This window comes from Leifsonia sp. EB34, assembly GCF_041260585.1.
Taxonomy (GTDB): Bacteria; Actinomycetota; Actinomycetes; order Actinomycetales; family Microbacteriaceae; genus Leifsonia.
In genome coordinates this window covers 1254146-1277307 of the sequence record NZ_JBGCCV010000002.1, presented here as the reverse complement: position 1 = coordinate 1277307, position 23162 = coordinate 1254146, and the positions used below count along the sequence as shown (strand labels likewise).

Genomic DNA, 23162 nt, shown 5'->3' with positions numbered 1-23162 from the left:
ATCCACATCCGACACATCCGCTCGGCGGAAGATTGGCAGACTTGAACCCGTGATCGTCATCGCGTGCCCGGGACAGGGTTCCCAGACCCCCGGCTTCCTCGACCCGTGGCTCACCGAACCGTCGTTCCGTGACCAGCTCACCCGTATCTCCGACGCGGTCGGCATCGACCTCGTCGCGCACGGCACAGTGAGCGACGCGGACACCATCCGCGACACCGCGGTGGCGCAGCCGCTGATCGTGTCGGCCGGCCTCCTGACCCTCTCCGCACTCTTCGCGGATGGCCGCCGCGAGAAGATCGGCGGCATCGCCGGGCACTCGGTCGGCGAGCTGACCGCCGCGGCCGGCGCCGGTGTGCTCTCCGAGACCGACGCGGTCGCGTTCGTCCGGGAGCGCGGCGCCGCGATGGCCCGCGCCGCCGCCGAGGCGCGCACGGGTATGAGCGCCGTGATCGGCGCCGACGAGGACGAACTGCTCGCCAAGCTGGACGCGCTGGGCCTCTTCCCCGCCAACTACAACGGTGGCGGCCAGATCGTCGTCGCGGGCGACCTGGACGCGCTGGCGAAGCTCGCCGAGGAGCCGCCGGCCCGCGCCCGTGTCATCCCGCTGGCGGTCGCCGGCGCGTTCCACACCCGCTACATGGCGCCGGCGGTGCCCGCGCTGGAGGCTTTCGCCGCGACGCTGACCACGAACGACCCGACGCTGCGGCTCTGGACCAACAAGGACGGCTCCGTGGTCACCGACGGCGCCGAGTTCGTGCGCCTGCTCGTCGGCCAGGTCTCCTCGCCGGTGCGCTGGGACCTCGACATGGCGGCCTTCCAGGAGGCCGGTGTCACCGGCGTCATCGAGGTCGCCCCGGCCGGCGCGCTCGTCGGCCTCGCCAAGCGCGGGCTGAAGGGGGTCCCCGCCGTCGCGGTGAAGACTCCCGACGACCTGCCCGCCGCGTTCGACCTCATCGACCAGGCCGCCTGAGAGGACCGCAGCCATGACCCACCCCACCCTGCAGCAGTCCCACGGCCCGCAGTACACCCGCATCCTCTCGATCGGCGCGGCCCGCGGCGACCTCGTTGTCCCGAACGAGGAGCTGGTCGGACCGATCGACTCGTCCGACGAGTGGATCCGGCAGCGCACCGGCATCATCACGCGCACCCGGGCCAGCCACGACGTCTACGCCGTCGACCTGGCGACCGAGGCGTCGAAGGAGGCGATCGAGAAGTCGGGCGTCGACCCGAAGCTGATCGACGCCGTGATCGTCGCGACGATCTCCAACCCGCGGCAGACCCCGTCACTCGCCGCCGTGCTCGCCGACCGCGTCGGCGCCAACCCCGCCGCCGCCTACGACATGAACGCGGCCTGCGCCGGCTACGCCTACGCGGTCGCCCAGGCCGACGCGCTGATCCGCACCGGCCAGGCGCACTACGCGCTCGTCGTCGGCGCCGAGAAGCTCTCCGACGTCGTCGACCCGACCGACCGCACCATCTCGTTCCTGCTCGGCGACGGCGCGGGCGCCGTCGTCATCGGCCCCAGCGAGTACCCCGGCATCGCCAAGACGGTGTGGGGCTCCGACGGCTCCAAGGCCGGCGCGGTCGGGATGGACGGCCTCCTCACCGAGTTCCGCGACGGCGAGGCGCCGTGGCCGACGCTGCGCCAGGACGGCCAGACCGTCTTCCGCTGGGCGGTCTGGGAGATGGCGAAGGTCGCCAAGCAGGCGCTCGACGCCGCCGGGGTCACGCCCGACCAGCTCGCGGCCTTCATCCCGCACCAGGCGAACATGCGGATCGTGGACGAGTTCGCTAAGCAGCTGAAGCTGCCGGAGACCGTCGCGATCGCCCGCGACATCGAGACCACCGGCAACACGTCGGCCGCCTCGATCCCGCTCGCCACGCACCGGCTCCTGCAGGAGCACCCGGAACTGTCCGGCGGCCTCGCGCTCCAGATCGGCTTCGGCGCCGGTCTGGTCTTCGGCGCGCAGGTCGTCGTGCTCCCCTAGGGCCTGCCCTAGACTGATCAACGGTCAAAACGACACCCCCTCAAGGAGAAAACACCATGGCATTGTCCACCGAAGAAGTTCTCGCCGGCCTGGCCGAGCTCATCAACGACGAGACCGGCATCGCGACCGACACGGTTGAGCTGGACAAGTCGTTCACCGACGACCTCGACATCGACTCGATCTCGATGATGACCATCGTGGTCAACGCCGAGGACAAGTTCGACGTGAAGATCCCGGACGAAGAGGTCAAGAACCTGAAGACCGTGGGCGACGCCGTCGAGTTCATCGTCAAGGCGCAGGACGCCTAAGCACCGCACGAAGAAACTTCCTCCGCGCGGGCGGGCCCTCGGCGAGGTCCCGTCCGCGCGGGCGGCGGCGCTCTGTGCTCTGTCGCGTTGTTCCTACTACCCGGAGTTGCCGTTATGACCAAGAAGATCGTCGTCACCGGCGTGGGCGCATCCTCCCCGCTCGGTGGCACCGCCCCCGAGAGCTGGGCCGCGCTGCTGGCCGGCAAATCGGGTGCCCGCAGCCTCACCCACGAGTGGGTGGCCGAGCTGGAGCTGCCCGTCACTTTCGCCGCCGAGGCGCTCGTGCGCCCCGACACCATCCTCGACCGGCCGACCGCCAAGCGGCTCGACCCGTCCAGCCAGTTCGCCCTGGTCTCGGCGATGGAGGCCTGGGCCGACGCCGGCTCCCCCGACGTCGCCCCCGAGCGCCTCGGCGTCGACTACGCCACCGGCATCGGCGGCGTGTGGACCCTCCTCGACGCCTGGGACACCCTGCGCGAGCGCGGACCCCGCCGCGTCCTCCCGATGACCGTCCCGATGCTCATGCCCAACGCCGCGTCCGCCGCGGTGTCTATGCACTTCGAGGCCCGCGCGTTCGCGCGCACCGTCGCCTCCGCCTGCGCGTCGAGCACGGAGTCGCTCGTCAACGCGTACGAGCACCTCCAGGCCGGGCTCGCCGACGTCGTCATCGCCGGCGGCACCGAGTCCGCCATCCACCCGATCACGATCGCGTCGTTCGCCTCCATGCAGGCGCTGTCCCGCCGCAACGACGACCCGGCGACCGCCTCCCGCCCGTACAGCGTCGACCGCGACGGCTTCGTCATGGGCGAGGGAGCCGCCAGCCTGGTCCTGGAGACCGAGGAGCACGCGCTCGCCCGCGGCGCGCACATCTACGCGGAGATCGTCGGCGGCGGCGTGACGGCCGACTCGTACCACATCACCGCGAACGACCCCGAGGGCCGCGGCGCGAGCCGTGCCGTGCGCATGGCGCTCGAGCAGGCCGGCGTCTCCCCCGACGAGGTCACCCACATCAACGCGCACGCCACCAGCACGCCGGTCGGCGACCCGTCCGAGTACGTCGCGCTGCGCGAGGTGTTCGGGGAGCGGGTGCACGACATCCCGGTGTCGGCGACCAAGGCGTCGACCGGTCACCTACTCGGCGGCACCGGCGCGCTGGAGGCCGTGTTCACGATCTTCGCGCTGCGCGACCGCGTCGCCCCGCCGACGATCAACATCACCGAGATGGACCCGGCGATCCCGCTCAAGGTCTCCTCCGAGCCGCAGCCGCTCGGCGACGGCCCCCAGCTCGCGATCAGCAACTCGTTCGGCTTCGGCGGCCACAACGCCGTCCTGGCGGTCCGCTCGGTCTAACCGCGCGAAACGTGAGTAATCGCGGGAATCGCATCGTCGATTTCCGCGATTACTCACGTTTGGGCGGCGTGAAGAAGGCCCCGGTCGCAGGACCGGGGCCTTCTTCTGTTCACCGCGTGCGGACGGCCGGGCCTGGCCCGTCGCGGGAGTCGTTCGGAGGTCAGCCGACCTTGTGCAGCCAGATGACCGAGGTGTCGTCGTGGGCGCGGCGGAAGGGCTCGAGTTCGTCGTCCCACGCCTGCCCGAGCGCGAGCCGCAGCTCGCGGTGCAGTTCGAGCGGGTTCGAGCCGGCGACCTCCATTGCGTAGCGGATGCGGTCCTCCGGCACGACCGTGTTGCCCGCGGTGTCGGTCTGGACGAAGAAGATGCCGAGATCGGGGGTGTGCATCCAGCGGCCGCCGTCGGTGCCGAGTCCGGCGTCCTCCGTCACCTCGTAGCGCAGGTGCTCCCAGCCGCGCAGCGCCGTCGCCAGGCGCGCGCCGGTGCCCCGGGGGCCCTCCCAGAAGAACTCCGCGCGCTGGGCGCCCTTCAGCACCGGCTGCGTCTCCCAGGTGAAGTTGACGGCGTGACCGAGGGCGCGTCCTGCCGCCCACTCGATGTGCGGGCAGAGCGCGCTGGGAGAGGAATGCACGTAGAGCACTCCTCGGGCTGCGTGAGCCGTCATGGTTTCCTCCTTCGTCGGTACGTCTTCCCCTACGACCGCGAACGAGTGCCATGACACCTATGAAGTTGACTACGGCGATTATGCCGGACAACGCGCCCGAGTTACAAGATTGTGATTAGGCGATTCCTCTGCCCCGCCGGACGACGAGCGGAATAGCATACCGGGTATGTCGGTCCAGTATGGTTTCCTCGCGGTGCTGACCCAGGGCCCCGCCTACGGCTCGCAGCTCCAGAACGAGTTCCTCCTGCGGGCGGCCAACCGCCGCCAGCTCAACGCCGGGCAGGTCTACTCCACGCTCGACCGGATGACCGAGCAGGGGCTGATCGAGTCAGCGGGCGAGACCGACGACGGCCTCCCGCTCTACCGGCTCACGGCGGCCGGCGCCGAGGAGGCGGCGGCCTGGCTGTCCTCCGGTCCGAGGGACGCGAGGCCGGACTGGGACGAGATGCAGGACCAGGTGCTCGTCGCCGCGTCGCTGGAGGGCGCGGACGCCGAGGCGGTCGTCGCCGACTACCGGGCGGCGTTCGAAGAGCGCATCCGCGAGCTCACGCACGAGGCGGACTCCCGCGCGCTGCTGGCGGCCAACCGGGCCGCGGAGCTCGGCGCCCGTGCAGCGATCGAGTGGCTGGACGAGGTGGCCAAGGCCCTGGCCGCGCACCCGGGCGCCCTGGTGCAGCCGCGCTGCCCCGAGCGTCCCCGCCGCGGCCGGAAGCCCGCCGCCGCCCTCGACTGAACCCGCCACCGCCCTGGACCGAACATCACAGGGCTGCCGGGAGGTCAGTGGAGGAGGTTGCCGTCCTTGTCCAGGACGTTCTTCTCGCCGGCCTCGATCGGCACCGCGAAACGGTTCTGCGCGGGAGGCAGCGGGCAGTTGAAGTTGTAGCTGAACGCGCACGGCGGCAGCACGGCGAGGTTGAAGTCGAGCGTGACCGTGCCGTCCTCGTTCGGGACCACGAACAGGAACCGGCCGACGGAGTAGGTGCTCTCACCGTTGGTGGTGTCCGAGAAGACGAGCTGCAGCGCGCGTCCCGCCTTGAAGGCGGCGAGGTTGTAGTCGACGCCGTCCTTGCTGAAGGTGATCTCGCCCGGGATGACCATGTCCCGGGTCGCGCCGTCGTCCTTGAGGTGCTCGAAGCCGACCGTCTTGCCGCCCTCGATCGGCGAGAACGTCGCCGTGATGATCCACTCGGGGTTGAACGGGAACGCGTCGATCGAGCCGAACTTCTGGATGTCCTCCGACTGGGCGTCCCAGACCCGCAGCGCGTACTCGCCCTGCTCGTTGGCGATGACGAAGCCGGTGACGGTGTCGCTGAAGCGGATGGCGCCCGGGTTCGGGTCGTCCTTGCCGCGCACGATCGCCGAGCCGTCGACCAGCACCTCGTCGACGAAGATGTTGTCGGTCGCAGCGGCCGTGACCTTGAGGCCGGACTGGCCGGCCGGCAGCGGCGACCAGAGGCCGGGGACACCCCAGACCGGCTGCTCGGAGTCCGGCTCACCGGTGATCCACTGCGTGTTCACGAGCGCCAGGTTGCCCTGCGGGGCCGTGACGGCCTGTGCGCGGCGGGCGTGGTAGCGGTCGAGGACGGCGTCGGGATCGGCGGGGGCTGCGGTGTCGGTCATGGTCTCCATCCTCTGTCAGGTCGAGGGGTGCAACCACGCGCGACACTCCCCCATTCCCCACCACGTGCCGGGCGGTGTGTCGTCACTTCGCCTCGCCGTAGCTGTCGACCACCGCGGTGGTGACCGGGAAGTCGACCGGGAACGCGCCGAAGAGCAGCCGTCCCGCGGCGGCGGCCGACGCCCGGACCTCGGCGGCGACGGCCTCCGCCGACTCCGCGGGCGTGTGCACGATGACCTCGTCGTGCAGGAAGTACACCAGGTGCGGGCCGGCGGTGACGGCGCCGCCCTCCGGGGTCAGCCGGGCGAGCCGGTTGCGCAGTTCGGCCATCCAGCACAGCGCCCACTCGGCGGCGCTGGCCTGCACGACGAAGTTGCGCGTGAAGCGGCCCCAGTCGCGGGCCTGGCTGCGCGCCCGGCGTTCCTCGGCGGGCGTCGAGTCGGCTCCGGAGGCCGCCGACTGGGTGGCCTGCCAGCTCCCGCCCGGCTTCGGGGAGCTGCGCCCGAGCCGGGAGGTGACGATGTCGCCGCGCTCCCCCGTGCGCGCCGCGTCCTCCACCAGCCGCACGGCCCGCGGGTACGCGCGTGCCAGCCGCGGCATCAGTCGCCCGCTCTCGCCTGTCGTCGCGCCGTACATGGCGCCGAGCATGGCGACCTTGGCCTGGGCGCGCTCCTCGACGGCGCCGCTCGCGACGATGCCCGCGTAGAGGTCGCGACCGCGGCCGGCCTCGGCCATCGCGGTGTCGCCCGCGAGGCCGGTGAGGATGCGCGGCTCCAGCTGGGCGGCGTCGGCGACCACGAGCTTCCAGCCCGGGTCGGCGACGACCGCGCCGCGGACCTCCTTGGGGAGCTGGAGGGCGCCGCCCCCGCGCGTGGCCCAGCGCCCGGTGACGACGCCGCCGGGGATGTAGTCGGGCCGGAACCGCCCGTCGCGCACCCACGCGTCGAGCCAGCTCCAGCCGTTCGCGGCGTGCAGCCGGGCGAGCTTCTTGTACGTCAGGACGGCCGGGATCGCGGGATGGTCGAGCTCGCGCAGCTCCCAGGAGCGGGTCGAGGTCACCATCAGCCCCGCGCGTTGCAGCGCCTTGAGGAGCTCCGGCGCGCTGTCCGGGTTCAGGTCGGGCGCCTCCAGAGCCGTGCGGATCTGCGCCGCCAAGGTCTCGAGCGCCTCCGGCCGTCCGGAGCGCGGGCGCGGACCGAGGACGGCGCGCAGCAGTTCGTCGTGCCGCTCGACGCTGTACGGCAGGCCCGCGTGCTGCATCTCGGCGGCGATGAGCGCACCGGCGGACTCGGCGGCGAGCAGCAGGCGGAGGCGGCCGGGCTCCGCGCTGCCGGCGACGGCCTCCCGCTGCGCGGCGAACTCCGCCTCGATGGAGGGTCGTGCGGTCTCGGCCGGATGGTCGAGGTCGAAGAGCGTCGCGGCGCCCGCGGACGGTTCCGGCTCCTCCTCCAGCAGGCGGAGGGCGTCCCACGGCCCGGCAGGGGCCGTCGCGAGCGTGGAGCCCGCGCTGAGCGCCGAGGCGCGCAGGATCGCGTGGCTGAGCCGCAGGTCCACGCAGCGCTCGACACGGACGCCGGAGCGCAGCAGCCGCGGGTACCAGCCGCGGGTGTCGTCCCAGACCCAGCGGGGATGCGACGCCGCCTCCTCGCGGCGGACGAACTCCGGCAGGTCGGCCTCGGCGAGCTCCATGTGCCCAGCGGCGTCGCCGTCCGGACGGATGACCGCGACGCGCCCGGGGGCGACGCGGTCGAGGAGCAGATGCACTCCTCAATTCTGCCTGCGGCGGACGACACACCATGCGATTGACAAAACTGGGGCTATAGTGAGCAAACGTCAGTTAATTGCGATGCCGACCCGAAAGGCGAGCGACGATGACAGAGTATCTGCACGACTCCCAGGGAATCTGGATCGCCTTCCGGCCCGATCCGCAGTCCCGCTGGCTGTTCAACGCGGAGGGCGACTGGATCGGCTGGTTCCCGTGGTCCGACGACGTAGCGGTGACGCCGGGCGGCTCCTACCTCGGCACCGTGCACGGCGACCGTCTCTTCGTGGACGACGACCACCCCTACCGCGGAAACCCGGGATATCCCGGCGCGCCCGGCTACCCCGGACAGGCGCCCTACCCCGGAGCCGGCCCGTACCTGGGCCTGCCGGACGGCTGCGAGGACGTCGCTCCCGCGATGCTCTGGCCGCGCATCGCCTCCTGAGCCGTCGGCCGGCATCAGCCCCCCAGCGCCGCCAGCCGCGACCGCAGTTCGGGCCACGCCGCGCCGAACCCGGGGTGCAGCGGCAGGTCCGCGACCTCCGGCACCGACACCCAGCGCAGCTCGATGCTCTCCACATCGGCCATGTGCGGCTCGAACGCGCGCACCGCCTGAGCGACCACGGTCGTGTATGACCAGAAGCCCAGGTCGACGACGCTCTCGAACAGCACCTGCACGGCGTCCGCGGGCACCGCCGCCTCCTCCGCGGCCTCGCGCAGCGCGCCCTCCACGGCGGTCTCGCCCTCGTGCCGCGCGCCGCCCGGGAGGCCCCAGGTTCCCCCGAAGTGGCTCCAGTCCGCGCGGTGCTGGAGCAGCACGCCGCGCCTCAGGTCGTGGACGAGCAGGCCAGCGGCGCCGAAGCGGCCCCAGAAGCGCTCGCCGTTCGGACCTTCCACCCATGCGTCGCCGGAGTTCACGTCTCCACGTTAGCCGCACGGCCCAGACCGGTGACGCCGGATGACGGTTCTCGCCGCCTGACGGTTTCGGCAGGACGGTCCTACTGTGTGGTCATGACACTCCAACGCTGGCGCCACCTCACCGAGTGGCCTCTCACCGCGGCCGCCGCGGTGTTCCTCGTCGCCTACGCCTGGGAGGTCATCGGCGACCTCCACGGGCCGCAGCTCGTCGTCGCGGAGACCGTGATCTGGATCACCTGGGCCGTCTTCCTGCTCGACTACTTCGTGTGCCTGATCCTCGCCCCACAGCGCTGGCGCTGGTTCTACACGCACCTGTTCGATCTGGCCATCGTCGTGCTGCCGATGCTGCGGCCGCTGCGGCTGCTGCGGCTGGTGACGATCCTCGCCATCCTGCAGCGCAGCGCGGGCGCGGCGTTCCGAGGGCGGGTGATCGTCTACGTCGTCGGCGCGGGAAGCCTCCTGATCTTCACGGCCGCGCTGGCGGCGCTGGACGCGGAGCGCGGGATGCCGCACGCGCGCATCGAGACCTTCCCCCAGGCCATCTGGTGGTCCTTCGAGACCATCTCCACGGTCGGCTACGGCGACTACGTGCCGGTCACCGAGGTGGGCAAGCTGGTCGCGGTCGGCCTGATGATCGGCGGCATCGCGACGCTCGGCATCGTGACGGCGACGCTCGCCTCCTGGATCGTCGAGCGGGTCGCGCAGACCGAGATCGACATGCGTGCGGCCACCCGCGGGCAGATCCGGGACCTGTCGAAGCAGATATCGGAGCTCAAGTCGCTCCTCGATGAGAAGTCGGCCTGATGGCGGTGCGCAGCGCGGCGATCCTGCTGCACCGCCGCGGGCCGGCCGGCCGGGAGGTGTGGATCGCGCACATGGGCGGCCCGTACTGGGCGCGCAAGGACGAGGGCGCGTGGACGCTGCCGAAGGGGCTGGTCGAAGCCAATGACGTGGATTCGAACGGTGATGTGGATGAGCTCGCGGCGGCCCGGCGGGAGTTCGCCGAGGAGATGGGCACGGCCTCCCCCGACGCCGTGTATGTCCCGCTGGGCGACTTCCGCGCGTCGGGCAAGACCTTCGTGGTGTTCGCGGCGGAGGCGGACTTCGGCCCCATCGAGCTCGCGAGCAACGAGTTCGAGCTGGAGTGGCCGCCGCGCTCCGGCGTCGTCCGCACGTTCCCCGAAGTCGACGACGCCGGGTGGTACCCGATCGGCGACGCGCGCGCGAAGCTCGCGAAAGGGCAGCGGCCCATTCTGGACGCACTGCAGCGAACCCTGGGCGAATCCGGATCCGACTAGCGCGCAGGGCACCCCTCCGGTCGTATCGTTGGCTGCACGTGCCGGACGGGACGAAGGAGGAGCAGGTGGCGAAGAAGAAGGCGGAGAAGGACGCCGAGAGGGCCCTGATCACCGCGAGAGCCGCAGTCGACGAGGCGCAGCGGCTGGTCAAGAAGCTCGACAAGAAGGCCCGCAAGGAGGCCGACGAGCTCGAGGCCGCGCTCGAACAGGCCGCGAAAGAGGCGAAGAAGGCCTCCCAGCGCGCCCGCAAGACCGCCGAGGCGGCGGCGAAGGAGGCCAAGGAGAAGGCTCGGACCGCCCGCGAGCGGGCCCGCGTGGCGGCGTCGGCGCCGGCGGCGAGCACGGGCATCCCGACCTTCCGCGACCTGCGCGACCGAGCGAAGGCGCAGGGCATCCAGGGCTACTCCCGGATGAACAAGGCGCAGCTCCTGCACGCGCTCGGCGAGGGCTGATGTTCACCAGCCGGTAACCGGCTGCTTCTACGGTTGCCGCCGTGACTGACACCACCGCCGAGCCTGCGATCCTCTCGGCGCTGGACCGCGCGCCCGCGCCGCGGACACTGATCGACATCCTGCGGGAGTCGGCCGCCGCCAACCCCCAGGGCTCGGCGATCGAGGACGCCCGCGGGGCGCTGAGCTACCGCGAACTGCTCGCGCGCGTGCTGGCGACCGCCGCGCGGCTGCGGGAGGCCGGAGTGCGCCGCGGCGACCGCGTCGGCGTGCGGATGACCTCCGGCAGCCGGGACCTCTACCTGGCGATCCTGGGCGTGCTCGCCGCGGGCGCCGCCTACGTGCCGGTGGACGCCGACGACCCGCAGGAGCGCGCCGACCTGGTCTTCGGCGAGGCGGAGGTGCGCGGTGTCATCACGGACGACGGCTACCTCGCCACGGCTGTGGCGGACGACGGCGCGGACGCCGTCGCGGTGGACGCCGTCGCCGCCGCGGCCGGACCGCTCGCGGTGATCGGGCTCGAACCCCACCCCAGCGCCTCCGGCCTCCCGGTCGTCGACCCGCCGACGCCCGAGGACGACGCCTGGATCATCTTCACCTCCGGCTCGACCGGCACCCCGAAGGGTGTGGCTGTGCGGCACCGCTCGGCGGCGGCGTTCGTGGACGCGGAGTCGCGGCTGTTCCTGCGGGACGAGCCGATCGGGCCGGGCGACCGGGTGCTCGCCGGGCTCTCGGTGGCGTTCGACGCCTCCTGCGAGGAGATGTGGCTCGCCTGGGGCCACGGCGCCTGCCTGGTGCCCGCCCCGCGCTCGCTGGTGCGCACCGGCATGGACCTCGGCCCGTGGTTGGCCGCGCGGCGCATCACCGTCGTCTCGACCGTGCCGACCCTCGCCGCGCTCTGGCCGACCGACGCCCTCGACACCGTCCGGCTGCTGATCTTCGGCGGCGAGTCCTGCCCGCCCGAGCTGGTCAACCGGCTCGCGGTGGAGGGCCGCGAGGTCTGGAACACCTACGGCCCGACCGAGGCGACCGTCGTCGCCTGTGCGAGCCTCCTCGCCGCGGGCGAGCCGGTGCGGATCGGCCTCCCGCTCGACGGCTGGGACCTCGCGGTCGTCGGCCCGGACGGGACGCCCGTCGCCAACGGCGAGTCCGGCGAGCTCATCATCGGCGGCGTCGGCCTCGCCCGCTATCTCGACCCAGCGAAGGACGCCGAGAAGTACGCGCCGCTCCCCTCGCTCGGCTGGCAGCGCGCCTACCGCAGCGGCGACCTGGTGCGGTTCGACCCGGCCGGCCTGTTCTACCTCGGCCGCGCCGACGACCAGGTGAAGGTGGGCGGCCGTCGCATCGAGCTCGGCGAGGTGGAGGCCGCCCTCCAGCAGCTCCCCGGTGTCTCTGGGGCCGCCGCGGCGGTGCGGCGCAGCTCGGCGGGCAACGACGTGCTGGTCGGCTACCTCGCCGTCCCGGAGCGCGCGTCCTTCGACCGGCGTGCGGCGCTGGCGGAGCTGCGCGCGGAGCTGCCCGCCGCCCTCGTGCCGCTGCTGGCGGTGGTCGACGAGCTCCCGGTCCGCACGTCCGGCAAGGTCGACCGCGCGGCCCTCCCCTGGCCGCTGGCGGAGGTCGACGAGGACGCGCCGGTCCTGGACCCCGTCTCCGAGCTGCTCGCCGCGGACTGGCGGAGCGTGCTCGGCCTGCCGGTGGGCAGCCTGGACGACAACTTCTTCGACCTCGGCGGCGGCTCGCTCGCCGCCGCGCAGCTCGTGTCGCTCGTGCGCAGGCGGCACCCGGACATCACCGTCGCCGACATCTACGCGCACCCGCGCTTCGGCTCGCTCGCGGACGCGCTCGCGGAGAGCTCGCCGTCGGCCTCCGCCGCCTCCACGCACGTCGTCCCGCCGACCCCGAGACGGATGCAGGTGCTCCAGACCGTCCTCGGCGTGCCGCTGTTCATCCTGAACGGCATCCGCTGGCTGCTCTACCTGCTCACCGCCGCCGCCATCCTCCGGCCGTTCGACGGGTTCGGGTTCCTGCCGGACGTGAACGTCGTCTGGCTGATCGTCGGGCTGGTCGTCTTCGTGACGCCGTGGGGCCGGATGGCCATCGCGGTGGCCGCAGCGCGGCTGCTGCTGCTCGGCGTGAAGGCCGGAGACTACCCGCGCGGCGGCGGGGTGCACCTGCGGCTGTGGCTCGCCGAGCAGGTGGCCCACCAGATCGGCGCCGCCAGTCTCGCCGGCGCGCCCTGGATCAGCTACTACGCGCGGGCGCTCGGCGCGACGATCGACCGCGGCGTCGACCTCCACACGCTGCCGCCCGTCACCGGGATGCTGCGGGTCGGCGCCGGAGCCGCCATCGAGCCGGAGGTCGACCTGGCCGGGTACTGGATCGACGGGGACCTCGTCCGCATCGGCGAGATCCGCATCGGCGCCGGGAGCGCGGTCGGCGCGCGCAGCTCGCTCATGCCGGGCGCGAAGATCGGCAGGGGCGCGACCGTCGCTCCGGGGTCGGCCGTGTTCGGCCGGGTGCCCGCCGGGCAGAACTGGGCGGGCTCCCCCGCCGTCCGCGTCGGCAAGGCGCGCGAGTGGTGGCCCGCCGAGCGGCCGCCGCGGCGGACCCGCTGGGTCGTGGCGTATGCGGCGTCCTCGCTGGTCGTCTCGCTCCTCCCGGTGGTCGCGCTCGGCGTCGGCGGTCTGATCGTGGTGGCGTTCACGCGCGGCGCGGCCACGATCGCCGGTGCCCTCCCCGGCGTCGCCGCCGCACTGGTTCCGGCGACGCTCGCGGCGGGTGTCGTGCTGGCGGGCGCCGTGGTCGTGCTGGTGCGCCTGCTCGGGCTCGGCCTGCCGGAGGGCGTCTTCCCGGTGCGCAGCCGCGTCGGATGGCAGGTCTGGTCGACCGAGCGGCTGCTCGACATGGCGAGGACGCTGCTCTTCCCGCTCTACTCCAGCCTGTTCACGCCGGTGTGGCTGCGCATGCTCGGCGCCCGCGTAGGGCGCGACGTGGAGGCCTCGACCGTGCTCCTGCTGCCGGCGATGACTCGGATCCGCGACGGCGCGTTCCTCGCCGACGACACCCTGGTCGCCTCCTACGAGCTCGGCGGCGGCTACGTGCGCGTCGCGGAGGCGGAGATCGGCACCCGCGCGTTCCTCGGCAACTCGGGGATGGCCGGGGGCGGCAACCGGGTGCCGAGGGACGGCCTGGTCGCGGTGCTGTCCGTCGCCCCGCGCAAGGCGAAGGCGGGGACGTCGTGGCTCGGCTCGCCCCCGGTGAAGCTCCGGCGGCGCGCGCAGGACGCGGACCTCTCCCGCACCTTCGAGCCCCCGGCCGCCCTGCGCGTCGCGCGTGCCGCCTGGGAGCTGGTGCGCATCGTGCCGGTTTTCGTGACCTGTGCCGTCGGGCTCGCGGTGCTGCTGGTCCTCGCGGCGCTCTCCGAGGGCCTGGGGGTCGGCTGGACGGTCGTCTTGAGCGGTCCCGTGCTGATGGTCGCCGGCGCGCTCGCAGCGATCGTCAGCACCGCGGCGAAGTGGGCGCTGCTCGGGAGGCTGAAGCCGGGCGAGCATCCGCTGTGGTCGTCGTTCATCTGGCGCAGCGAGGTGTCGGACACGTTCACCGAGATGGTCGCGGCGCCCTGGTTCGCCTGGGCGGCGGCGGGAACGCCCGCGCTGGTCTGGTGGCTGCGCAGCCTCGGCGCGCGCATCGGCCACGGCGTGTGGATCGACAGCTACTGGCTGCCGGAGGCCGACCTGGTCGAGCTGGGCGACGCGTCCACCGTCAACCGGGGCTGCGTCGTGCAGACGCACCTGTTCCATGATCGAATCATGAGCATGGACCGGGTGATCATCGAGCGCGGCGGGACCCTCGGCCCGCACAGCGTCATCCTGCCGGCGGCCGCGATCGGCTCCGACGCCACGGTCGGACCGGCCTCCCTGGTGATGCGCGGCGAGACGGTGCCCGACCGCAGCCGGTGGAGCGGGAACCCGATCGGCCCGTGGCGGGACGTGGTGGTACGCGAGTACCGTGCGGTGCGATGAGCACCGCACCCTTCGACGCCGAGGCCGCCCTCCCGGCCGCCGCCCACGTCTACCTGCCGCGCTCCGGCACCGTCGACTTCTCGGTGCTCTCCTACGACCTCGACCTGTCGTACAAGGTGACGACCAACCGCCTGGACGCGACCGCGGTCATCCGGGGCCGTGCGAACGAGCGGCTCACGGCGATCTCCCTCGACCTCGTCCACCTGCGCGCCAAGCGGGTCAAGCTGGACGGCGACAAACGCACCCGCTTCACCCAGTCCCCCACACATCTGCGGGTGGTGCCGGCCCGGCCACTCGATGCCGGCACGGAGTTCGTCCTCGAGGTCGCGTACGACGGCTCCCCCGCCCCGCGCCGGACGCGCTGGGGCACCCTCGGCTGGGAGGAGCTGACCGACGGGGTAATCGTGGCCGCGCAGCCCTCCGGCGCGCCGACCTGGTTCCCGTGCAACGACCGGCCCTCCGACAAGGCCGCGTACCGGATCACCGTCACCACCGAGCAGCCGTACACGGTCCTCGCCACCGGCGAGCTCACCGGCCACAGCGTCAGCGGAGGCCGCGGCACCTGGACGTTCGAGCGTCCGGAGCCGACGGCCACCTACCTCGCCGCGGTGCAGATCGGCCGCTACGTTCTGGAGCCGAGGCGTACCGACGGCGTGGAGTGGGTGATCGCGTATCCCCCGGCCCTAGCCCGCCGAGTGCTGGCGGACTTCGCCCCGGTCGGCCGGATGATCGAGTGCTTCCAGGAGCGCTTCGGGCCGTACCCGTTCCCGTCGTACACGGTCGTGGTGACCGAGGACCCGCTGGAAATCCCGCTCGAGTCGCAGGGCATGGCCACCTTCGGCTCGTCGCACGTCGACGGCCGAGGCGGCTCGGAGCGGCTGATCGCGCACGAGCTCGCCCACCAGTGGTTCGGCAACAGCGTCGGCGTCGCAGGCTGGGGCGACATCTGGCTGAACGAGGGCTTCGCCTGCTACGCCGAGTGGATCTGGTCGGAGTTCTCCGGCGGACCCAGCGCCAACACCCTCGCGCGCACCCACCACGCCGTCCTGCGCGTGAAACCGAAGGACCTGGTGCTCGGCGACCCCGGCGTCGACAGCATGTTCGACGACCGGGTCTACAAGCGCGGAGCGTGCCTCCTGCACGCGCTGCGCCGGAAGCTCGGCGACGGCACGTTCTTCGAGCTGCTGCGCGGCTGGTCGGCCGAACACCGCTACGGCACGGCGTCGACGGCGGACTTCGAGGCGTTCGCGGCCGGGTTCTCGGACGAGCCGCTGGACGAGTTCTTCGACGCGTGGCTGCGCGAAACGCGCCTGCCGTCGCTCAGCGACTGAGCGACAGCAGGCGCGTCTCCGTCGATGGGGTTAGGGGTCGATGGGGTCAGGGGTCGATGGGGTCAGGGACGGCGGTCCTCCGGGCGGCGCTCCTCGCCGGTGATGCCGTCGATGCGCGGCGCGTCGTGCGCCGGCGCGGTGGCGGACTCGGCGGCCGGGCGCGGCGGCGGGACGTCCTCGCGTCGGGTGTCGTCCGCGCCGTCGTCGGCGACCACGCGGTTGCCGTGCCGGTCGGTGCGGACGTCGGGGTCGACGTCGTCCGCGCGGCTCAGCTTGTCCTGCTGCTCCTCGCGGGCGGCTGCGGCGGCGCGTTCGCGCTCGTCGGCCTCCCGGCGCAGCCGCTCGGCCTCGACTTCGGCCTGCTTGGCGTCCGCGGCGGCCCGAGCGGACTTCGCCTCCCGGTCGCGGGCGGCCAGTTCGTCGCGGGAGGCGGCCTCCCGCAGCTCGGCCGCCTTGACCCGGTCGGCCTCCAGTCTGCGCCGCCGTCCCACGGTGGAGACGACGACGATGATGCCGACGACGACGACCACGATGACGACGATCAGCACGATCCATCCGATGGTGTTCATGCCCCGGGATGGTACCCGCTCGGCGGCGTGGCGGAAGGGCCTTGCGCGCGGGGGCGCGTGGTGCAGGCCCGCGGCTTCCACAGGAGAAATCGCCGAGAACTCCTGTGCAACGTCGTTCCGCAGGAGTTTCGGCGCGTGTCGCGCCCGGAACTCCTGCCGCGACACGGTCCGTAGGGCGGACGGGACTTGAACCCGTGACCGGCGGATTATGAGTCCGATGCTCTAACCAGCTGAGCTACCGCCCCGTGCGTCCTCCCCGGGCTACTCCGGGGTGGGCACGCTGGGGGCCGCCGCCGTCACCGGGTCGGCCACCGGCTCCCCACGATACAGGCTCTCGAAGGTGCTGATCGTGGTCTGGATGTCGTGCGTCGCGACGATCCGCAGCGACGCGTTCTTGAGGACGTCGAGCTCCTCCTGCGGGAGGGTGAGCACGCTCTCCAGCTTGTCCGCCAGGTCTTGCGCGTCGCCGGGGCGGAACAGGTGGCCGTTCTCGCCGTCGTGGACCAGGTGCGGCAGCGCCATCGCGTCGGCGGCGACCACCGGGAGCGCCGAGGCCATCGCCTCCATCGTCGCGATGGACTGCAGTTCGGCGATCGACGGCATCGCGAACACGGTCGCGCGGGTGTACGCCTGGCGCAGTTCCTCGTCGGTCACGTAGCCGAGGAATTTCACCCGGTTCGCGATGCCGAGCGTCTCGGCGAGGGCCTGGAGGTTCTTGAACTGGTCCCCGCCGCCCACGATCTCGAGCTGGGCGTCCAGCGACGGCGGCAGCAGCTTGATCGCGTTCAGCAGCACGTCGATCTGCTTCTCGCCGGTCACGCGGCCGACGAAGAGGATGCGGTTGCCGGTGCGCGGCGTGAAGTCTGGCGTGTAGTTGTGCGCGTCGATGCCGCACGAGATGGCGTGGACGTTGCGCAGGCCAGTCGCGCGCTCCAGGAACTGCGCCGCCTTGCGGGTGGGCGTGGTGACGGCCTCCGCGCGGTCGAAGCTCTTGCGGGCGTCGCGCCAGGCGATCGAGATGAACGTCTTCTGCAGGAACTTCGGCAGCAGCGTGAACTCGATCATGTTCTCGGGCATCACGTGGTTCGTGGCGACGATGCGGATGCCGCGCTTCTCCGCCTCGTAGGCGAGGCCGCGGCCGACGACGATGTGCGACTGGATGTGCACGACGTCCGGCTTGACGTCGTCGAGCACACGCCGGGCGTTCGCCTTGCTCATCCACGGCAGCGCGAACCGCAGCCAGTCGTGCGGGTACCAGCGCCAGCTCCGGAGACGGTGGGCCGTCATCTTCTGGCCTTCGTGCTCCTCGATCCAGGTGCCGTGCTTGCGGCCGGCCGACGGTGCGACGATGTGCATGTCGTGGCCGCGCTCGACCAGGCCGGCGGCGAGGCGCTCGGCGAAGCGGGCAGCGCCGTTCACATCCGGCGGGAAGGTGTCGCAGCCCATGAGGATGGTCATCGGCCTGTGCGCGGCCGGGGCGGGCGGGATGTCGTTCGTTCCGCTCGTATCAGGCACGTGGTGAGTCCCTCGCGGTCTTCGGCCGGGACGGTTCTCCCGGCGACGGTCTGAGAGCGCCGGACGGGTCGGACCGGCGATTCATCGGTTCAGTCTAAGCCGGATTCCCGGACGGAGTCGGAAAGGCGGGCCGTGAGTGGCGCTTCGCCGTTGGTCTGAGGGTGGTGTTTGGCGAGCTGGAACACCCCGTAGATCGCCACGGCGCCGGTGATCGCGAAGCCGAGCATCGCCCACCACGGCGCCCCCGCCGCCTCGTTGAGGACCACGATGCCGATGGTGACGGCGACGAGCGGGTCGATCACGGTCAGGCCGGCGATGACCAGGTCCGGCGGCCCGGACGAGTACGCGTTCTGCACGAAGTACGCGCCGAGCCCGGCCGCCGCCAGCAGCGCGAGGATGCACAGCACGAGCAGCCAGTCCCACTCCTGGTTGGAGATCCGGTCGATCACGACCTTGGCGAGCGTGGCCACGAAACCGTAGAGGACGCCGGCGCCGACGATGTACATGATCGCCTTGAACCGGTGCCGCAGGAACGAGAACAGCAGCGCGAACACGATGAGCACCACGGCGAGGATGATCAGGATGACGACGAGCGCCTGGGTGGTCACCGGTTCGTCGCGCGCGAAGATCGCGGCGATGATGACGAACGCGCCCACGCCGCCGACGCAGAGCGAGATGGCGATGACGGACTGCCGGTTGAGCTTCACTCCGCTCACCCGCGCGTTGAGGACGCTCGTGATGACCAGCCCGACGACGCCGAGCGGCTGCACCAGGATGATCGGCGACAGCTTCAGGCTGACGAGCTGGAACACGATGGCCAGACCGAGCAGCAGCGTGCCGATCACCCACGACGGGCGCGCGAGCAGCAGCCCGAGCTGCCGGACGCTGAGCCCGGACTTCGCGTCCTGGGTCTGCGCCTCCACTTTGACGACGCCGTGATGCTGGAGCTGGGCGCCGATCGACAGGAACACCGCACCGACAAGCGCGACCGGGATACCCAGGAGCTGACTGGGCTGGTAAGCCAGCTCGATCGCGTTCATCAGTTCCGTTGCCACGCCACGACCCTACCCAAGATGATCCCGATAGTCTTGCCGAATGGCCGTCCTTCCGATCCGGATCACCGGAGACCCCGTCCTGCACGCCCGCGCGACGGAGGTGACGGAGTTCGACGACGACCTGCGCACGCTGGTCGCCGACATGTTCGAGACCATGGACCAGGCGCCCGGCGTCGGCCTCGCCGGACCGCAGGTCGGCGTGCCCCTGCGCCTGTTCGTCTACGGCTGGACGGACGACGACGATGTGCTGCACCGCGGCGTCGCGATCAACCCGGTGCTGTGGCTCAGCCCGCTCACCGTCGGCGAGCCGGACGAGGACACCGAGTCGGAGGGCTGCCTGTCGTTCCCGGGCGAGCGCTTCCCGCTGCGGCGCGCCGAGAGCGTCATCCTGGAGGCCACGGACCTGGAGGGCGAACGGTTCACGGTCCACGCCGACGGCTGGCTCGCGCGGATCTTCCAGCACGAGTACGACCACCTGGACGGCGTGCTCTACGTCGACCGGCTGGCCCACCCGTACGGCAAGGCCGCGCAGAAGGCGCAGCGGAAGAACTCGTGGGGCGTCCCAGGACTGAGCTGGCTGCCCGGGCGGGATCACCTGGAGGACTGACGACGCCGGGCCGGCGCCGCACCGCTACCGCAGCGGGACTCCGTGCACGCCGTTGTGGTGCCGGAGCGCCGGGAACACGACCGACAGCGAGAACCCGACACCGGGGACCGTCTTCGCGTCCAGCACCCCGCCGAACAGCGCGGCGCGCTCGCGCAGCTCGTTGAGGTCGGCGCCCTCGACGAACTCGGTCACCGCGCGCAGGTCGTCGTCGGCGCTGTAGGCGGTCGCCTGATCCACGCCGGCGCGGTCGAGGCCGCGGCGCCGGGCGGCGGCGCGGATGCCGTCGTCGTCGACCGTGACGTGCAGGCCGTCCGGGGTCCAGGTCACCGCCACGACGGCGGTCGTGCCCGGGCCGCCGTGGTCCAGCGCATTGCCGAGGCTGGTCTGCAGGATGCGGAAGACGACGAGCTTCGCACCCTGGCGGAGCTCGTAGCGCTCGCCGGTCTCGGTGAAGGTCACCTCCAGCCCTGCCTCGCGCATCACCCGGAACAGGTCCCGCGCCGAGTGGATGCCGGGCGCCGGCAGCACCTCGCGGCTGCCGTCGGCGACAGCGTTCTGCAGGCGGCGCAGGTCGGCCAGCGCGTCGCGCGCCGAGGTCTCGAGCGCGGCGGCCGACCGGGAGGCCGCCTCTGGATCGGCTCCGGCCGCGTACCGCACACCCTCGGCCTGGGACACGAGCCGGGAGACGGCGGCGACAGCGACGTCGCCGAGCTCGCCGATGATCCGGAACCGGCCGGCCTGCTCCGCCAGCTCCAGCTCGCGGTCGATGCGGTCCCACTCGCGCTCCTCGCGCGCGTTCTGCGCCCGGCGTCGGCGGCTCCGCTCGAGGAGCCAGAGCACCGCGAAAACGACGGCGGCCGCGAGGAACGCGGCCGCGAGGGTGGTGGCGAGCGGGGTCATGCTGGTCCTTCCGGGCCGGTGGGAGCCGCAGGGGGCGCGGCCCGGACGATCATATCCGGGCCGCGCGACGGGACGGGCCGCCCCGGTCAGGCGCCGTCACCGCGGTTGGCGCGCAGCACCTCCAGGCGGGCGCGGTACTCCTTCTCGTCGATGTCGCCGTTGGCGTAGCGTTCGGCGAGGGTCTGCTCGGCGGCGCGGGTGCCGCCGTGCGGGCCGTTCGGGCCCCAGCCGTAGCCTCCACGGGCGACGGCTGCCCGGCGCCAGCGGCGGCCGAAGACGCCGAAGATGAGGAAGAAGATCCCGATCCAGAAGAGCGGGATCAGGAACCACCACCAGCCGAACCAGGGGCCGCCACCCCAGGCGACGACGGCGCAGGGTGCGGCGGCTGCGAGCGAACTGAACATGGTGCATCCAATCGGTGAGCTGTCCGCGGCTTTCGCGGAACCACCTTCAGCCTCGCCGTGCACGCCCCGGGGCGAATCCCCCAGCGGGAGACATCTGCGCTACTCCCCTCGGAGCAGCGCCGTCACCGTTGTCCCGGCTGCACCAGCCCGGTCTCGTAGGCGACCACCACCAGGTGCACGCGGTCGCGCGCGGCCAGCTTGGTCATGATCCGCGAGACGTGCGTCTTCGCCGTCAGCGGGCTGAGGAAGAGCCGTTCACCGATCTCGGTGTTGGTCAGCCCGTGGCCGACCAGCGCCAGCACCTCCCGCTCGCGCTCGGTCAGGTCGCGCAGCGCCTCCGGGTCCGGCGCCGGGCGCAGTCCGCTCGCCACCCGCTCGATCAGCCGTCGCGTCGCGCCGGGCGAGAGCAGCGCGTCGCCCGCCGCGACCACACGGACGGCGCGCAGCAGCTCCACCGGCTCGGTGTCCTTGACCAGGAAGCCGCTGGCGCCGGCGAGGATCGCCTGCGCGACGTAGTCGTCCAGCTCGAAGGTGGTCACCATCACGATGCGCGTGCCCGCGAGTGCCGGGTCGGCGGTGAGCTGCCCGGTCGCCCAGAGGCCGTCGCCGTCCGGCATCCGGATGTCCATCAGCACGACGTCCGGATGCGTTCGGCGCGCGAGCTCCACCGCCTCCCGGCCGGTCGCCGCCTCGCCCACGACCTCCAGGTCGCCCTCGTTCTCGAGTAACGCGCGGAACCCCGCGCGGACGAGGTGCTGGTCGTCCGCCAGCAGCACCCGAATCATGCGTCCTCCGCCGTGCGCAACGGGATGCGGGCCTCGACCGTCAGGCCGCCGCCCTCCGTCGCACGGGTCTCGAACCGGCCGCCGAGCAGTTCGGCGCGCTCGCGCATCCCGATCATCCCCTTGCCGTCGGTCTCCGTCTCCGGCAGGCCGCGCCCGTCGTCGGCGACCGTGAGCACGTACTCCCCGCCGTCCTCGGCGAGCCGGATGGTGACCGTGCGCGCCTGCGCGTGCCGGCCGATGTTGGTCAGCGACTCCTGCACGATCCGGTAGAGCGCGAGCTGGGAGGCGGCGGACGGGACCGACGTCAGAGCGTCCTCGTAGCGCACGTCCAGCCCGGCGCGGCGGTAGGTGTCGACCAGCACGGGGATCCGGCCCAGGTCGGGCTCCGGCGCGCGCGTAGCCGGGTAGCCCTCCGCCCGCAGGAACCCGAGCACGCCGCGCACCTCCTCCAGCGCCTGACTGCTCACCGACTTGATCGCCTCCAGGCTCTCCCGCGCCTTGTCGGGCCGGCTGTCGAACAGGTGGAGGCCGACGCCGGCCTGCACGCTGATCTGGGACAGCGAGTGCGCGAGCACGTCGTGCAGCTCACGAGCGATGCGCAGGCGCTCCGCCTCGGCGGCGGACTCGCGGCGCGCGGCGACCTGGCGGGAGACCTCCCGGTACCGCTCGCGGCGCCCGCGGATGGCTTCGCCGACGCCCACCAGGAGGGTGAGCACGAGTGCGATGACGAGCGGCCGGATGACGGCCTCCGGCCGCCCCACGAGCAGGTACGCGCCGAGCGGTCCGACGACGGCGACCCCCGCGACCGTCCACCACGCCCACACCCGCGCCGAGCGCACCACCGCGCCGACGACGGCGAACGCCAGCGGCACGGCCGCGAGCGGCGGCCCCAGCGTGAGGGCGATGGCCGGGGTGCAGAGCACGGCGATCGCCACCAGCACCGGGCCGGGATACGCCCGGGCGAGCAGAAGCAGGAACGACGACGCGAAGGCGACGAAGACGGCGGCCAGCGTCAGCGGGTCGCCCGCCGACGTGTGCGCGGCGATGAGGACGCCGGGGAACTGCAGCAGGACCGACAGGACCACCGGGACCCAGATCGTCCCGCGCGGCCGCCGCCCGGGTCCGGGGCCATGCGCCCAGCCCCGGCCCTCACCCCAGCTGGACCCGCTCGGGCGGGAGTCGGCGGACGGGTTCCAGGGCATCTCCTCATGCTAACGAGCGCGCCCGTGCCGTGGCCTGCCCCGAGGGGAGTCTGTGGGCTACTCCCCCGGGAGTACGCAGCGGACGATCACGGATTGTGCTCGGCGTCGAAGGTCTCCCCCTCGTCGCCGGGGCTCTTCCCGAAGAGCGGACCGAAGGCGGGACCCCCGAAGCTGGTCAGCCCGGCCTCACGCTCCAGCGACGCGCGCCGCTCGTCGTCGTCATTCTCGTAGTCCTCGTACGGCGCGTCCGGCTCCTCGGAGTCGCGCTCGTGCCGCCCCTTCTTGGTCATGGCGGCATGGTAGCGAGTCGAGGGTGAGTTGGGGCGTATTCCGTTGGAAGCATGCACAATCGCGGGCGTCTCGGGATCGTGACCATGGCCCAGCGCGGACGAACGACGAAGGCCCGGAGGTTTTCAC

24 protein-coding genes and 1 tRNA gene are annotated in these 23162 nt (G+C 72.3%); 12 read left to right on the top strand and 13 right to left on the bottom strand.

Going from position 1 to position 23162, the window contains the following annotated elements:
• The first annotated feature begins 49 nt into the window (after window positions 1-49).
• From ABIA36_RS15520 to ABIA36_RS15505, 4 genes are all read left to right on the top strand, one after another.
• Window positions 50-970, top strand: coding sequence for an ACP S-malonyltransferase (locus tag ABIA36_RS15520; protein WP_369963434.1), 921 nt, complete (start codon window positions 50-52; stop codon window positions 968-970).
• A gap of 13 nt (window positions 971-983) precedes the next feature.
• Window positions 984-1988 (top strand): beta-ketoacyl-ACP synthase III, encoded by a 1005-nt coding sequence (locus ABIA36_RS15515; protein WP_369963433.1) that lies wholly within the window; start codon window positions 984-986, stop codon window positions 1986-1988.
• A gap of 56 nt (window positions 1989-2044) precedes the next feature.
• Window positions 2045-2296: an acyl carrier protein gene (locus ABIA36_RS15510; RefSeq protein ID WP_021765217.1), complete on the top strand. Its 252-nt coding sequence runs from the start codon at window positions 2045-2047 to the stop codon at window positions 2294-2296.
• 114 nt (window positions 2297-2410) lie between these two features.
• Window positions 2411-3646, top strand: coding sequence for a beta-ketoacyl synthase (locus ABIA36_RS15505; protein WP_369963432.1), 1236 nt, complete (start codon window positions 2411-2413; stop codon window positions 3644-3646).
• Between the two features lie 160 nt (window positions 3647-3806).
• On the opposite strand, the gene ABIA36_RS15500 is transcribed toward ABIA36_RS15505, so the two are convergent.
• Window positions 3807-4310, bottom strand: coding sequence for a DUF3145 domain-containing protein (locus ABIA36_RS15500; protein ID WP_369963431.1), 504 nt, complete (start codon window positions 4308-4310; stop codon window positions 3807-3809).
• Between the two features lie 166 nt (window positions 4311-4476).
• On the opposite strand from ABIA36_RS15500, the gene ABIA36_RS15495 reads away from it, so the two are divergent.
• The gene (locus tag ABIA36_RS15495) at window positions 4477-5043 is read left to right on the top strand and encodes a PadR family transcriptional regulator (protein ID WP_369963430.1); all 567 of its coding nucleotides are present in this window, start codon (window positions 4477-4479) and stop codon (window positions 5041-5043) included.
• A 44-nt stretch (window positions 5044-5087) separates the two neighbouring features.
• Here the strand turns inward: ABIA36_RS15495 and ABIA36_RS15490 are convergent, their stop codons facing one another.
• Together ABIA36_RS15490 and ABIA36_RS15485 are read right to left on the bottom strand one after the other, a co-directional pair.
• Window positions 5088-5930 (bottom strand): DUF1684 domain-containing protein, encoded by an 843-nt coding sequence (locus tag ABIA36_RS15490; protein WP_369963429.1) that lies wholly within the window; start codon window positions 5928-5930, stop codon window positions 5088-5090.
• 82 nt (window positions 5931-6012) lie between these two features.
• Complete coding sequence (locus ABIA36_RS15485; RefSeq protein ID WP_369963428.1) at window positions 6013-7692, bottom strand: bifunctional 3'-5' exonuclease/DNA polymerase; 1680 nt, start codon at window positions 7690-7692, stop codon at window positions 6013-6015.
• Between the two features lie 107 nt (window positions 7693-7799).
• Here ABIA36_RS15485 and ABIA36_RS15480 point away from each other — a divergent pair, with 107 nt between their 5' ends.
• On the top strand, window positions 7800-8135 hold the full coding sequence (locus ABIA36_RS15480; RefSeq protein WP_369963427.1) for a hypothetical protein: 336 nt from the start codon (window positions 7800-7802) through the stop codon (window positions 8133-8135).
• A 14-nt stretch (window positions 8136-8149) separates the two neighbouring features.
• Here the strand turns inward: ABIA36_RS15480 and ABIA36_RS15475 are convergent, their stop codons facing one another.
• Entirely contained in the window at window positions 8150-8608 is a 459-nt protein-coding gene (locus tag ABIA36_RS15475; protein ID WP_369963426.1) for an NUDIX domain-containing protein, read from the bottom strand.
• A 93-nt stretch (window positions 8609-8701) separates the two neighbouring features.
• On the opposite strand from ABIA36_RS15475, the gene ABIA36_RS15470 reads away from it, so the two are divergent.
• The 5 genes from ABIA36_RS15470 to ABIA36_RS15450 all read left to right on the top strand — a co-directional run bounded on the left by ABIA36_RS15470 (window position 8702) and on the right by ABIA36_RS15450 (window position 15708).
• Window positions 8702-9412, top strand: coding sequence for a potassium channel family protein (locus tag ABIA36_RS15470; protein ID WP_369963425.1), 711 nt, complete (start codon window positions 8702-8704; stop codon window positions 9410-9412).
• Window positions 9412-9906, top strand: coding sequence for an NUDIX domain-containing protein (locus ABIA36_RS15465; RefSeq protein WP_369963424.1), 495 nt, complete (start codon window positions 9412-9414; stop codon window positions 9904-9906). The genes ABIA36_RS15470 and ABIA36_RS15465 overlap by 1 nt, the downstream gene beginning before the upstream one ends.
• A gap of 65 nt (window positions 9907-9971) precedes the next feature.
• Window positions 9972-10358: a hypothetical protein gene (locus ABIA36_RS15460; protein ID WP_369963423.1), complete on the top strand. Its 387-nt coding sequence runs from the start codon at window positions 9972-9974 to the stop codon at window positions 10356-10358.
• A gap of 41 nt (window positions 10359-10399) precedes the next feature.
• Window positions 10400-14377 (top strand): Pls/PosA family non-ribosomal peptide synthetase, encoded by a 3978-nt coding sequence (locus ABIA36_RS15455; protein ID WP_369963421.1) that lies wholly within the window; start codon window positions 10400-10402, stop codon window positions 14375-14377.
• Window positions 14374-15708, top strand: a complete 1335-nt coding sequence (locus ABIA36_RS15450; protein WP_369963419.1) for a M1 family metallopeptidase — start codon at window positions 14374-14376, stop codon at window positions 15706-15708. Before ABIA36_RS15455 ends, ABIA36_RS15450 begins: the two co-directional genes overlap by 4 nt.
• 62 nt (window positions 15709-15770) lie before the next feature.
• Here the strand turns inward: ABIA36_RS15450 and ABIA36_RS15445 are convergent, their stop codons facing one another.
• From ABIA36_RS15445 to ABIA36_RS15430, 4 genes are all read right to left on the bottom strand, one after another.
• Window positions 15771-16277 carry a hypothetical protein gene (locus ABIA36_RS15445; protein WP_369963417.1) on the bottom strand — a complete coding sequence of 169 codons (507 nt, stop codon included), beginning with the start codon at window positions 16275-16277 and terminating at the stop codon, window positions 15771-15773.
• 171 nt (window positions 16278-16448) lie between these two features.
• Window positions 16449-16522 (bottom strand) — tRNA-Ile (locus ABIA36_RS15440).
• 16 nt (window positions 16523-16538) lie between these two features.
• Complete coding sequence (locus ABIA36_RS15435; protein WP_369963416.1) at window positions 16539-17792, bottom strand: glycosyltransferase; 1254 nt, start codon at window positions 17790-17792, stop codon at window positions 16539-16541.
• An 89-nt stretch (window positions 17793-17881) separates the two neighbouring features.
• Entirely contained in the window at window positions 17882-18847 is a 966-nt protein-coding gene (locus tag ABIA36_RS15430) for a DMT family transporter (protein ID WP_369963414.1), read from the bottom strand.
• 40 nt (window positions 18848-18887) lie between these two features.
• On the opposite strand from ABIA36_RS15430, the gene def reads away from it, so the two are divergent.
• Window positions 18888-19454 carry a peptide deformylase gene (gene def, locus ABIA36_RS15425; RefSeq protein ID WP_369963412.1) on the top strand — a complete coding sequence of 189 codons (567 nt, stop codon included), beginning with the start codon at window positions 18888-18890 and terminating at the stop codon, window positions 19452-19454.
• Between the two features lie 24 nt (window positions 19455-19478).
• On the opposite strand, the gene ABIA36_RS15420 is transcribed toward def, so the two are convergent.
• From ABIA36_RS15420 to ABIA36_RS15400, 5 genes are all read right to left on the bottom strand, one after another.
• Window positions 19479-20354: a sensor histidine kinase gene (locus ABIA36_RS15420; protein WP_369963411.1), complete on the bottom strand. Its 876-nt coding sequence runs from the start codon at window positions 20352-20354 to the stop codon at window positions 19479-19481.
• A gap of 86 nt (window positions 20355-20440) precedes the next feature.
• Window positions 20441-20758, bottom strand: coding sequence for an SHOCT domain-containing protein (locus ABIA36_RS15415; RefSeq protein ID WP_369963410.1), 318 nt, complete (start codon window positions 20756-20758; stop codon window positions 20441-20443).
• A 122-nt stretch (window positions 20759-20880) separates the two neighbouring features.
• Complete coding sequence (locus ABIA36_RS15410; RefSeq protein ID WP_369963409.1) at window positions 20881-21543, bottom strand: response regulator; 663 nt, start codon at window positions 21541-21543, stop codon at window positions 20881-20883.
• Window positions 21540-22745, bottom strand: a complete 1206-nt coding sequence (locus ABIA36_RS15405; protein WP_369963408.1) for a histidine kinase — start codon at window positions 22743-22745, stop codon at window positions 21540-21542. Before ABIA36_RS15405 ends, ABIA36_RS15410 begins: the two co-directional genes overlap by 4 nt.
• A gap of 86 nt (window positions 22746-22831) precedes the next feature.
• Window positions 22832-23035: a hypothetical protein gene (locus ABIA36_RS15400; RefSeq protein ID WP_369963407.1), complete on the bottom strand. Its 204-nt coding sequence runs from the start codon at window positions 23033-23035 to the stop codon at window positions 22832-22834.
• Window positions 23036-23162: the final 127 nt, after the last annotated feature.

Excerpts from the sequence above, each read along its gene's own strand:
- ABIA36_RS15400 (WP_369963407.1), bottom strand. The coding sequence starts at position 23,035 with ATGACCAAGAAGGGGCGGCACGAGCGCGACTCCGAGGAGCCGGACGCG.
- ABIA36_RS15515 (WP_369963433.1), top strand. The coding sequence starts at position 984 with ATGACCCACCCCACCCTGCAGCAGTCCCACGGCCCGCAGTACACCCGC.
- ABIA36_RS15450 (WP_369963419.1), top strand. The coding sequence starts at position 14,374 with ATGAGCACCGCACCCTTCGACGCCGAGGCCGCCCTCCCGGCCGCCGCC.
- ABIA36_RS15495 (WP_369963430.1), top strand. The coding sequence starts at position 4,477 with ATGTCGGTCCAGTATGGTTTCCTCGCGGTGCTGACCCAGGGCCCCGCC.
- ABIA36_RS15500 (WP_369963431.1), bottom strand. The coding sequence starts at position 4,310 with ATGACGGCTCACGCAGCCCGAGGAGTGCTCTACGTGCATTCCTCTCCC.
- ABIA36_RS15445 (WP_369963417.1), bottom strand. The coding sequence starts at position 16,277 with ATGAACACCATCGGATGGATCGTGCTGATCGTCGTCATCGTGGTCGTC.
- def (WP_369963412.1), top strand. The coding sequence starts at position 18,888 with ATGGCCGTCCTTCCGATCCGGATCACCGGAGACCCCGTCCTGCACGCC.
- ABIA36_RS15415 (WP_369963410.1), bottom strand. The coding sequence starts at position 20,758 with ATGTTCAGTTCGCTCGCAGCCGCCGCACCCTGCGCCGTCGTCGCCTGG.
- ABIA36_RS15405 (WP_369963408.1), bottom strand. The coding sequence starts at position 22,745 with ATGCCCTGGAACCCGTCCGCCGACTCCCGCCCGAGCGGGTCCAGCTGG.
- ABIA36_RS15420 (WP_369963411.1), bottom strand. The coding sequence starts at position 20,354 with ATGACCCCGCTCGCCACCACCCTCGCGGCCGCGTTCCTCGCGGCCGCC.
- ABIA36_RS15480 (WP_369963427.1), top strand. The coding sequence starts at position 7,800 with ATGACAGAGTATCTGCACGACTCCCAGGGAATCTGGATCGCCTTCCGG.
- ABIA36_RS15505 (WP_369963432.1), top strand. The coding sequence starts at position 2,411 with ATGACCAAGAAGATCGTCGTCACCGGCGTGGGCGCATCCTCCCCGCTC.
- ABIA36_RS15410 (WP_369963409.1), bottom strand. The coding sequence starts at position 21,543 with ATGATTCGGGTGCTGCTGGCGGACGACCAGCACCTCGTCCGCGCGGGG.
- ABIA36_RS15465 (WP_369963424.1), top strand. The coding sequence starts at position 9,412 with ATGGCGGTGCGCAGCGCGGCGATCCTGCTGCACCGCCGCGGGCCGGCC.
- ABIA36_RS15490 (WP_369963429.1), bottom strand. The coding sequence starts at position 5,930 with ATGACCGACACCGCAGCCCCCGCCGATCCCGACGCCGTCCTCGACCGC.
- ABIA36_RS15510 (WP_021765217.1), top strand. The coding sequence starts at position 2,045 with ATGGCATTGTCCACCGAAGAAGTTCTCGCCGGCCTGGCCGAGCTCATC.
- ABIA36_RS15470 (WP_369963425.1), top strand. The coding sequence starts at position 8,702 with ATGACACTCCAACGCTGGCGCCACCTCACCGAGTGGCCTCTCACCGCG.